The sequence below is a fragment of the Pseudoalteromonas sp. P1-26 genome, from assembly GCF_001401795.1.
Lineage (GTDB): Bacteria > Pseudomonadota > Gammaproteobacteria > Enterobacterales > Alteromonadaceae > Pseudoalteromonas.
Map to the genome: position 1 here is coordinate 1 of NZ_LKDX01000074.1, position 11044 is coordinate 11044.

Annotated in this window: 8 protein-coding genes; 6 read left to right on the forward strand and 2 right to left on the reverse strand. The window is 38.6% G+C overall.

The genetic code is table 11. The annotated features are described in order from the left end of the window. Positions 1 to 284: 284 nt before the first annotated feature. Together AN394_RS20210 and AN394_RS20215 are read right to left on the reverse strand one after the other, a co-directional pair. On the reverse strand, positions 285 to 3191 hold the full coding sequence (locus AN394_RS20210) for a TonB-dependent receptor domain-containing protein (protein WP_055022394.1): 2907 nt from the start codon (positions 3189 to 3191) through the stop codon (positions 285 to 287). A 165-nt stretch (positions 3192 to 3356) separates the two neighbouring features. Beyond that, complete coding sequence (locus AN394_RS20215) at positions 3357 to 4133, reverse strand: alpha/beta hydrolase (RefSeq protein WP_055022395.1); 777 nt, start codon at positions 4131 to 4133, stop codon at positions 3357 to 3359. 139 nt (positions 4134 to 4272) lie between these two features. Between AN394_RS20215 and AN394_RS20220 the strand changes: the two genes are divergently transcribed. The 6 genes from AN394_RS20220 to nagB all read left to right on the forward strand — a co-directional run bounded on the left by AN394_RS20220 (position 4273) and on the right by nagB (position 10912). Then, the gene (locus AN394_RS20220; protein WP_055022396.1) at positions 4273 to 5238 is read left to right on the forward strand and encodes a DUF4862 family protein; all 966 of its coding nucleotides are present in this window, start codon (positions 4273 to 4275) and stop codon (positions 5236 to 5238) included. Positions 5239 to 5320: 82 nt separating this feature from the next. After that, positions 5321 to 6025, forward strand: a complete 705-nt coding sequence (locus AN394_RS20225; protein ID WP_054562596.1) for a transcriptional regulator NanR — start codon at positions 5321 to 5323, stop codon at positions 6023 to 6025. Between the two features lie 141 nt (positions 6026 to 6166). Continuing rightward, positions 6167 to 8512, forward strand: coding sequence for a sodium:solute symporter (locus tag AN394_RS20230; RefSeq protein ID WP_082423033.1), 2346 nt, complete (start codon positions 6167 to 6169; stop codon positions 8510 to 8512). A gap of 14 nt (positions 8513 to 8526) precedes the next feature. Next, positions 8527 to 9228, forward strand: coding sequence for an N-acetylmannosamine-6-phosphate 2-epimerase (locus AN394_RS20235; RefSeq protein ID WP_055022397.1), 702 nt, complete (start codon positions 8527 to 8529; stop codon positions 9226 to 9228). A 5-nt stretch (positions 9229 to 9233) separates the two neighbouring features. Next, positions 9234 to 10118 carry an ROK family protein gene (locus AN394_RS20240; protein WP_055022398.1) on the forward strand — a complete coding sequence of 295 codons (885 nt, stop codon included), beginning with the start codon at positions 9234 to 9236 and terminating at the stop codon, positions 10116 to 10118. Then, the gene (gene nagB / locus AN394_RS20245) at positions 10106 to 10912 is read left to right on the forward strand and encodes a glucosamine-6-phosphate deaminase (RefSeq protein ID WP_055022399.1); all 807 of its coding nucleotides are present in this window, start codon (positions 10106 to 10108) and stop codon (positions 10910 to 10912) included. The genes AN394_RS20240 and nagB overlap by 13 nt, the downstream gene beginning before the upstream one ends. The last annotated feature ends 132 nt before the right edge of the window (positions 10913 to 11044 follow it).

An 11044-nucleotide genomic window follows, 5' to 3' on the forward strand; every position in this document is an offset into this window, starting at 1 on the left:
AAGATAACCGTCAATTTCCCTTGGTAATTAGCGATTACGACAGAATCGCGTGGTAATTAAAGTACGACAAAATCGCTTGGTGTTAACATATCTTTACTTTCTAACTCCGCTACTTTCTGCCACTGTAAATCGAATGTTTGCTTATATAAATCCTTTGCCATTAGATTCTTTGATATCAGCAAAGCAAAGCCTAAGATTATAATTCGTAACACTTTTAACCCTTTTTAAAATATAAAAACCTAATCTTAAAGATTAGGTTTTGGTTCTAACACAGGAAGAATCAATTAGAATTTGAGCTTCATACCAGCAAAAAATTGTCTGCCAATAATGTCATAAGCTCTCGGCTCTGTATTGGTACCCGCCGCAGATCCGGTCACAGTCAAGCGTGGGATAATATCTGGCTGCTCATCAAATAGGTTGTTAGTACCAACATACACATTCAATGAATCGGTTACATTGTATGATGCTCTAACATCTAAGTAATAAACTGAGTCGAGGGTATTAATATCGTCTGATAATGTTTGGTTCACATCATTATTAACGTCATTTTGCGTTTCATCACGATAAGTGAGTTGAGCAAAAAGGCTAATATCATCAGTAAGACTATAAGTACTTTGTAAGGTGTAACGGAATTCAGGGTATAGAACTTCACCTTTATAATCTCGCTCTACACCTGCGGCACTGGTCGTTACATACTCGTCAAGGTATGAAGCTGATAAGCTTAAGTCGAACCCTTCATATGTATAATATGCTTCAATATCGACACCACTAGTTCTTACTTCACTTTCATTAATAGCTTGAGAGGTAATATTAAGAATTGGGCCATTTACTGCACGTACAACATTACCACCGCATGTTGGATCAAATTCACTTGGGTCAACGTCATAGCATCGACTGATTATCTCACCAGCACCAACATTTAAAATCGCGTCCTCAATTTCAATCGAATAATAATCAACAGATAACGAGAATGCTTCTACTGGCGTAAAGATGGCACCTAATGTATAGGTATCAGCGGTTTCTTCTTTAAGGTCCGTTGACCCTGTTTGCAAAAAGCGCTCATTCTGGCTTTCTGAGCCAACTAATGTAAATGCTCCGGTAGAATCAATGCGGTCTGAAATTGCGGCAATGCTGCGACAGTTTTCAGCAATATTTCCAGTGGTGCTTGCATCAACGCCATCACACACATCATGCCCACCTGTTGCACTGGCAGAGCCTGATGAATATAGATCATTCACGTTTGGTGCTCTAACCGCACTAGATACACTCGCTCTAAAACGAACGTAATCATTAACCGGTGCATCTAAACCAAGTCGATAAGTGGAAGTGCTGCCAATTGAAGAGTAGTCCCCTGCACGCAATGCTAAACTCACGCTTAACCAATCAGCAACTGGGACAAAAAGCTCTCCAAATGCTTCGTACGAATAAAAACTACCCTTTGTAGGGAATACCTGTAGGCGTCTGGTAATACCTGCTTGTCTAAAAGCGTCTGGAGTTTCAGCACCTTCTTCTCGGCGATATTCAATACCTGCTGCAAAACTTAGATTTTCATCATTTAAAGTAAATGGTAATTCACCCGATAATGCACTATTAACAACATACTGCTTGATTACGCCATTTTGACCGGTATCTACAGAGATGTAATCAACTGCTTCATCAGAAAAACCAACGATTCCTGCTTGGCCTAGCTCACTATCAACAGTACCAAATGGGTTAACTGGCACACAACCTTGCCATCTGTCTGTTACATCAGCGCATTGATAGCCACCATTTCCATCTTCTTCAATATTTAGTGCAGAACGAAGAGCAACTAAATTTACATCGCCAGTATTTTTTTGAACTTGTGTAGTCGTACCGTAAACTGCAGATGTACTCCACAGAAGACCACTGTCTAGCTCATAATCTAAGCTACCAGCTACACGGAAAGTTGTTCTTCTATTTTCAACACCAAGATTGTCAAACTCAGCAAGACGTCGAAATGTTTCTACTCGATCTAAAGAGGTACTGCCATCACCACTATTTAATAGATAAGGAAGCAACTGACTTTGCGCACTACTACCATTAAAGAAAGGACTATTCGCAACATCGATGCCTGTCGTACCGCCACGGTTAACGACAAAAACGTCGTTTACTACGCTTAAAGGTGCTGTCTCAATATTTGTTGATGAGTTAACTTCTGAGTAGTTTATTTCAAGATCTGCAAATAACTTATCAGAGATATCAAAAGTCATACCTGCTGCAGCAAACTGGCGTGTATATGGAGCAATTGCTTTACGATAATAAGTCTGGTTATAGAAATCACTTTCACCGTTTAGCTGACCATCTGAAGTAATTGTGGGTGCATTTTGGCTAAATGGATCACCATTACCGAATATACTTAAATCACCAAACTTTAAAGCACCTTCATCAACATGCATTGGCCCATTACGTACATGCAATGTTTCTCTTAAACCATCGCCATCATCATCCAGTACATTGATACTATTTCGTGAAAAGTCACGGTCTCGAGCATTTAAGTTATCTTGATTCGCAAGTCCCAAAGAAACCCAAGCATTGCCCCCATCAAAATTCTTACCATAAGTAAAATCTATATTTTGACGAGCAGCACCACCTGCATCTGAATCTGCTCCGAAAGCATTAATCTCTACGCCATCAAAGTTTTTCTTAGTAATGATATTCACAACACCAGCAATTGCATCTGAACCATAAATTGCAGATTGCCCACCAGTTAGAACATCAACACGCTCGATGATAGATGTAGGGATAGAGTTTAAATCAACACCATATCCATCACCAGCAGATGTACCTGATACATAACGACGGCCATTAACCAATACAAGAGTACGTGCCGTACCTAAATTACGTAACGAAGTAGTACTAATACCTGAGCTACCGCCACCATCATGATTATTCGACGCATCATTTGTGCCTGCAGTGACAGAAGGTAATCGGCTTAGCGTATTTGAAATAGAAATTGCACCGATCCCTTCAATTGTTTCTTTACCTACCTCAACTACTGGAGATGAAGATGTAAAATTTACGCTACCTTTGAAAATATTTGAGCCTGTAACATTTATACGCTCAATACCTTTTTCAGCTTTAGCTTCCTCTGCAACAACCTGTTGACTCATCGCCGCAGCAATACATGTCGCAAGCGCTGACATGTGAAAAATACTTTTATTGTTATTCATGGTTTCCCTCTATGTGATCGTAAAAAAGTGACAACAGCTCAAATATCACCCAGTTAACCTATCATACCAGTATACCTTCAGCAATATTTTTGTTCACAAAAAAGTAATAACAAAATGATATAAACTTATTCGGAAATATCTAAATTATTGAATATTAATAAGAAGCTAAGTTAGAGTTGACTGAATTAAATCAGTTATTTTGTTCCAACAACGTAAATCTGATGTGAAACCAGGAAAAAAGTTAAAGTGGTCTTTGCCCTTCAATCTATCGATTAAGATATTTGAATTTTGCTCAATACTTGATAACTGATTAATACTCACTTCTTCATCTTCGGTGCCATGGAGGAAATGGTAGTTCACTTTAGAATCTAGCAGCTCTAATGGATTGCTATCCCTTAGCCTTGATGCAATCTGAAAGTTATTACCTGACAATAACTTTGTAACTTGCTCAGGTTGCCCCAAGTCTTCGGAGCGTCTCAAGTCCACCACTCCTGATATAGAAATCGCATGTTTTATTTTTAATGGATCATTATGATACAGAGGACTTTCCTTGTTAATATTCTTTCGTGAAGCACACCAAGTAGCCAAATGTCCCCCTGCTGAGTGACCAACAATAGTTATATTCTCAAGATCCAAATACTCACTTCTTTCGATCGTTTTTAAATAATCAACGGCCATTGCAACATCCAACAATGAAGTTGGCCAAGGCGCACTGTGATTATCACCAAAAGCATTCATTCTGCGATACTCAACATTCCAGACAGCTATACCTTTATCAGCAAAATACTCAACGATTCGTTTAGTCGCATAACTATCTAAACTATGGCTATCTTTCCAGTATCCACCGTGAATGACGATAAGAACTGGCACTATTTGTTTATTATCAGGACGAAATAATTGGCAATATTGCTGTGAGTCTTCACCGTATTTGAAGATTTTCATGATTGTTTCTCTAATTAAACTTGTGTAAAAACCATACCACTGGTATAACAGCTATACCAACATAATAATTTAAATATTAATAAAATTTAAAAATGTACTTTTGAGTTTTCATTAAAAGTACTCATTCTGAGGGATTTACATGAAACTGATTGTTGGCGCTTATGCATCTGCACCTTCTAACAACACATGGAACAAAGAAGAAGAATCAAACTATTACGATGCTTTAAAAAGAAACGATGCAATCGATGGGCTGGAAATACCATTCACTTCTAAACTGCATTCCTTCGATGAGCAGTGGTATTTGAGCAAGCTCAGTGCAAGATGGACATATGTTCTGACTTGTATTCCTGGAACAATGATGGCTCTCAATCAGGATGCGTCTTTTGGCCTAGCTTCAAATCAAGCTGCTGGACGAGAAAAGGCGATGCAATTTTACAAAGGCGCGGCTGAAGCAATTGCCACTATTAATAAGCAATTAAAGAAACAGGCTGTAACTCATGTATTAATTCATACTGCTCCATCTAATCCACAATATAGATGTGATAAAGCACTTGAAAAATCCTTATTAGAATTATGTTCATATGATTGGCATGGTGCCAAGTTACTAATTGAACATTGTGATGCATGGCAGCCAGAAAATCCTTTTGAAAAAGGCTTTATGGATTTAGAGTCTGAACTAGCAATTGTAAGTAAAGTTAATCAAGAGTCTAAATGTGGGATAGCTTTTTCTTTAAACTGGGGTCGATCAGCGATCGAGTTTCAAAGTAAGTTAGGAGCAATAGAGCATATAAAGGCCTGTAATGCGAAACAATTACTCAATGGGTTTATCTTTTCAGGAGCAAGTGCAAGCTCTGACATTTATGGAAAATGGCGTGATAGCCATATGCCACCCTCTTTGGAGTCCTTGGAAGACCCTACATTAGAAGACTCGGAATTAGATACTCAAGCAATAAAAGATTCTATTAACGAATTAAACTCAAGCTCGCTTGACTTCATTGGCTGTAAAATTTCCTTGTTACCTACATCTAGAGCTACAGAAGAAAAAATAAAGTGCATACATGACACTGTAGCTGTGATAAAAAATGTATTAGAAAATAGAATTTAAAAATAATTGTTTTGGTTAATTTGCTAATCTAAGACCCTTCGGTATGATAGGATGATAGCTTGATAGAGGATAGGTTAAAGACATGTCGTTAAAAGTAACACGCCCTGTAGAACGTAAGAAACTTTCAGAGACTGTTGAAGAAGAATTAGAACTCATGATCCGCCAGGGTGAGATAGCTGAAGGTGAAGCTCTTCCATCTGAGCGAGATTTAATGGCGGCTTTCGGTGTCGGCAGACCATCAATTCGAGATGCACTCTCTGCATTAGCGAGAAAAGGCTTAGTTAAGATCAGCAGTGGTGAAAGAACCAGAGTAACTCGCCCTTCTGCTGATACTATCATCTCAGAGCTTTCAGGCATGTCTAAAGACTTTTTAGCACAGCCAAATGGTTTAAAGTATTTTGACCAGCTTCGCCGTTTCTTCGAATCAAGCTTAGTCAGACATGCAGCAGCCTATGCGACTCCAAGTCAAATAAAAGAACTGGAGGATGCACTAGAATTAAATGGCAAAGCAATTGAAAACGACAGCCAATTTAGAAAAACTGATATTTATTTCCACAGAGTTATCGCTTCTATACCTGGCAATCCGATTTTTCTTGCGGTGCATCAGGCTTTAGTTGATTGGTTGATCGATGCACGCCCAGACAGAGTTAATACTGCTGAATTGAATAAACGCAGCTACGATGACCATGTTGCTATTTTTGAATGTATAAAGAATGGCGATGTTGAAGGAGCTGATGCACAGCTTATGGCCCATATAGATTACGTTTTCGATAAGTACTACGGGTAATAACTCTCCATAAAGTTGAACAAGCAACATCCTAAAAGGCTATAAATTAGCCTTTTTTTGTGCCTGAAATTTAAATTAATGATGGATTTTTAGACTTACCACTGGTATAACAGGTATACAGGATAACAAACAGAAGCTGTTATGAAAAAAATAATTATATTTATCATCGTATTATTCATGTATGTATCATCAACATCAGCTAATACACAATCAACTTGGCAACAAGACGCACAAACTGTGGAGCCAGATATTATTAGCAACCCATTAGCTTTTCAGATGTTTAATAATGAAAAGCAGCCAGAACTCGATGTTGACCCCTCATCTCTAATTTTGCTTTACGGTGATAATTACATAGTTATTAGTAGTAACAAAGCTGATAATTTAGTCACCAAGAAGGTATCTTTTAATCAAAAGTCATCACAGCAAGAAATTGAAAAGCTTTCTGTTCTTCCTAATCACTTTGATAAGTTCCAAGCTACTATCTTAGAGAATAAGCTATATCTTGTTGGCTACCGAAAAAAATGGCTCTTTTATTCTTTAGATTTACAAGAAGAGCAAGCCCAATGGCAATCGTTGCCGACACCTGTGTCACCAAATAGTGCTGTAAAAAACGTTTATTTAGCAGCTCAAAGTGACGGTGAAAAAATAGCGATATATAGCATTAGCCAGCTAAGCTCGCCGACGGAAAAAATAAACGTTAGCCAATTTTTATCTAAAGAAAGTGGATGGAAATCTATAGCACCGGCTAATCAAATAGCTGTATTAGACCCAATTTCATTTAGCTCTGCTTTTGCACAATCACACATCTTAGTAATGACTCAATCAGCACAGGTAATTGGGTTTAATACTGTAACAAAGGCTTGGAGTGAATATCATGAAGCAAGCCCTTACCTTAGAACTATTCAAGCAAAGTTAGTTGGCACAGAACTAGTAGCTTCATTCAACAATAGTGAAAGCGGTTCTGATTCAATTGCAAGGTTACAGCTTAAAAACACAAATAAAGACTTTGGTTTAGTTAACATGTTAGTGCTAGTCGTTTATTTGCTAGCTGTTGTAGCTGTCGGTTTGTTCTTTATGTTCAAAAATAAAAATACAGATGACTACTTCCGAGGTGGTCAATCTATTCCTTGGTGGGCAGCGGCCTGTTCAATATACGCAACAATGCTAAGTTCCCTTACTTATATTGCATTACCTGCTGTCGTTTATCGCTCCGACTGGGTGTTATTACTGGGTATTTGGATGATCATTGCTGTTGCTCCTATTGCAGTTTACGTTGCGATTCCATTTTTCCGACAACTAGATGCAACAAGTGCTTATGAATACTTATCAAAAAGATTCAACCTACCCGTGAGATTATTTGCGAGCGGATTATTTACGTTATTCCATGTTGGAAGGATGGGTATTGTAATGGCGCTTACTGCACTTGCATTATCCGCAGTTACTCCACTTAGCGCGGCCGAAAGTGTTCTTATTATGGGAGTCTTGTGCTTACTTTATTGTACTTTAGGCGGTGTTGAAGCCGTTATTTGGACAGATACAGTACAAACTATCGTATTGCTAATAGGTGCTTTTGCTTGCTTTGCAATCATCATAATGGGATTAGATGGTGGATTTACTCACTTTATCGAAATAGGCATTGCCGATAATAAATTCACATTTGCAAATGTTGATTTTAGCCTTAATAGCATAACAACGTTATCAATTTGGGTCATAGTAATCGGCGGCATTGGCCAAAATATTTCTAGCTATACAGCGGATCAAGCAGTAGTGCAACGATACATGGTAACCGAATCTTCAAATGCAGCTACTAAATCTATTTGGGCAAATGCATGGCTTGCAGCACCCGGCGCACTACTCTTCTTTTGTATTGGTACTGGATTGTATGTGTTCTATCAACAACACCCAGAAAAGCTTGATCCAAGCCTGCAAATCGACCAAATCTTCCCGGCATTTATTTCAAATGAGCTACCAATCGGAGTAGCAGGTTTAATAATCGCAGGTATTTTTGCCGCAGCTCAGTCAACTGTATCTACCAGTATGAATTCAATTGCAACAACTGTTGTGACTGACTTCGTTCGTCCGTTTCAGTTAGTCAAAAATGAAAAGTCATACATGAAAGTAGCTAGAGCATTAACATTTTTATCTGGCTTACTTGGAACACTCGTCGGTCTTATCTTCATCGACCCTGAGATTCGTTCATTAATGGAGGCTTACTTCAAAGTGATAGGTATGTTCATGGGGGCATTAGGCGGAATATTTGTACTTGGGGCATTAACTAAAAGAGCAAACTCTTTAGGTGCAATTGTAGGCCTCACAAGTGGTGTACTCGTCATGATATCGGCTTGGCAATTTGGTTGGGCTAACGGTTACCTATACGGAACAATTGGTATTTTGACTTGTTTGATTATTGGTTACGTAGTCAGCCTTATCAGCCCTAAGCACCAGAAAGATTTAAATGGCTTAACTCTATTCACGATGAACAAATAGCAAGGTAGAAAATCATGTCAAAGAACCTACAACTCGAGGCCGAACTCTTAAATTCTCTTAAGGGAAGCTTAATTGCCTCATGCCAACCAGTCGATAATGGTCCAATGGATAAGGTAGAACATATTGTAGCAATGGCACTAGCAGCTGTTGCAGGTGGAGCTAAAGGACTAAGAATTGAAGGTGTTGAAAATGTAAGAGCGGTTGCTTCAATAACCAAGGTTCCAATTGTTGGTATTGTGAAACGTGATTTAAACGATTCGCCTATACGCATTACACCGTATGTTGAAGATGTCATTGCGCTAGCTAAAGCAGGAGCAAAAATAATCGCTTTTGATGGCACTGATAGAGCACGCCCTGTTGATTGCTTAACCCTACTCGCAACTATTCATGAACAGGGGTGTATAGCAATGGCTGACTGTGCGGATTATAAAATGGGTCGCTTACTTTTCAATGCAGGGTGTACCTTCATAGGTAGCACAATGTCTGGCTACCTAGATTTATCAAATACGCCTAACGAGCCGGACTATAAGCTCGTCAGTGATCTTGCAGAAGTCGGGGTGCCTGTAATAGCTGAAGGTAGATATAACACACCTGAGAGAGCTGCAATTGGAATGCAAATGGGTGCACATTGCGTCACTGTAGGATCTGCAATTACACGTATTGAGCACATAACCAATTGGTTTGTTGATAGCATTGAAAGCCAAGCAAGAGCGTAGCAAATATGGATATATCAATTGATGTTGGTGGAACAAAAATCGCGTGTGCTCTTATAGAGGAAAACCAAATTCTAAAGAGTAAAAAAGTCGATTCGATAATTCATCAAAACCTTGAATCTCTACCTAATTATCTATTTGATTTAATTAAAGATTGGTTACCAAAATCAAGTAGCGTGAACGTTGCCTGCACAGGGCAAGTTAGTCAAGATTCAGTAAGTTTTCTCTCTGCTGGCAAAAAGTTACCACTGAAGCCCCGTTTAGAAGAGTTAACCAATTTGCCCGTCACTATTATTAATGATGCAGCAGCTGCAGCTTGGGCTGAATACGAGTTAAACCAGAACTTAAGGAAACAAGATTTTATATACATTACTGTGTCCACAGGTGTAGGTGCTGGCATTGTCTGTAATGGCAACTTAATAACTTGCCAAGATGGGTTTTGTGCTCACCTAGGTCATACTACAGTCCCCGTTAAAAGTACTAACGTTTATCCATGCCACTGCGGCCGAAATAACTGTGTAGAAGCAATAGCATCAGGAACAGCCATCGCTAAACATGCCTCCTTAGTATTAGGTGAAATTATCGATTGTAAAACTGCATTTGACTACTCTTCGCAGCTAAGAGCAGTAAATGAAGTAATCAATCAAGCAGCGGATGCAGTTTCAGAACTGATCTTCAATATGAAAGCTACACTCGGTAACCAGCATGTAGTGCTTGGTGGAAGTGTAGGTAACTCAGAACTGTTTTTTGAAATGGTAAATGAAAGAATCAAAAGAGCTTCAAGTTTATATCAAGTAACTCTCATTAAACCCGTTACAGGTGCGAACGCGGATATGCTTGGTGTTCACTATTACGCGCAAAAGCTGAAAGGAGTTGAACTATGCAAGTCTTAATTTTTGATAATAAACAGAAGGTTGCTTTTTTTGCAGCTCAACTTTTTAAAGAGTTACTTCAACTAAAACCTGCAGCGACGTTAGGACTAGCAACAGGTAGTACGCCAATTGAACTTTATAAAGAATTAGTAAAACTTTATGAGAAACAGGAGATCAGTTTTTCCAAAGCTGCCAGTTTTAATTTAGATGAATATTATGATATCGATGAAGGTAATAGAAACAGTTATCGCTATTTCATGAACTCCATGTTATTTGAAAAAATCGATATAAATTTGAAAAATACCTACCTACCAACTTGTAATCAATATCAAAACCCTGGCCAGCAAGGTAAACATTACGAAGCGCTAATCCAAGAGTGTGGAGGAATTGATTTACAGCTACTTGGTATTGGCGCTAATGGCCACATTGGATTCAATGAGCCAACATCAAGTTTGGCATCGCGTACTAGAATAAAATCCCTAACTCCTCAAACAATCCAAGATAATAGCCGCCTTTTTGAGAAAGGTGAAAGCCAACCACAGTTAGCAATGACTATGGGAATTGCTACTATCTTAGATGCAAAATATATCGTGTTGTTAGCAACGGGCGAAGCAAAAGCAAGAGCCGTATCAGACATGGTTAATGGCCCATTATCTGCAAACTGTCCTGCGTCAGCACTGCAGATGCACCCAAATACAATTGTTCTTTTAGATGAAGCAGCTGCGAGTCAGCTAGATAATAAAGAGTATCTTCAATGGGTCGCTAACCAAAATGAATCCATCGTAAAGAAACATGGTTACTTTAAGGATTTATAAAAAACAGAATTATACTTGTTGTCATGCTTGCTCTTGATGAGTTAGATAAAGCAACAATTCGTCTGTAATTTCCAGTTTACCCTCTGATTTCACCTATTCAGCTCCATCCATGGTCAGGTACTTTTTACCAGA

Coding starts and splice junctions, on each gene's coding strand:
- AN394_RS20210 (WP_055022394.1), bottom strand. CDS start 3,191: ATGAATAACAATAAAAGTATTTTTCACATGTCAGCGCTTGCGACATGT.
- AN394_RS20215 (WP_055022395.1), bottom strand. CDS start 4,133: ATGAAAATCTTCAAATACGGTGAAGACTCACAGCAATATTGCCAATTA.
- AN394_RS20220 (WP_055022396.1), top strand. CDS start 4,273: ATGAAACTGATTGTTGGCGCTTATGCATCTGCACCTTCTAACAACACA.
- AN394_RS20225 (WP_054562596.1), top strand. CDS start 5,321: ATGTCGTTAAAAGTAACACGCCCTGTAGAACGTAAGAAACTTTCAGAG.
- AN394_RS20230 (WP_082423033.1), top strand. CDS start 6,167: ATGAAAAAAATAATTATATTTATCATCGTATTATTCATGTATGTATCA.
- AN394_RS20235 (WP_055022397.1), top strand. CDS start 8,527: ATGTCAAAGAACCTACAACTCGAGGCCGAACTCTTAAATTCTCTTAAG.
- AN394_RS20240 (WP_055022398.1), top strand. CDS start 9,234: ATGGATATATCAATTGATGTTGGTGGAACAAAAATCGCGTGTGCTCTT.
- nagB (WP_055022399.1), top strand. CDS start 10,106: ATGCAAGTCTTAATTTTTGATAATAAACAGAAGGTTGCTTTTTTTGCA.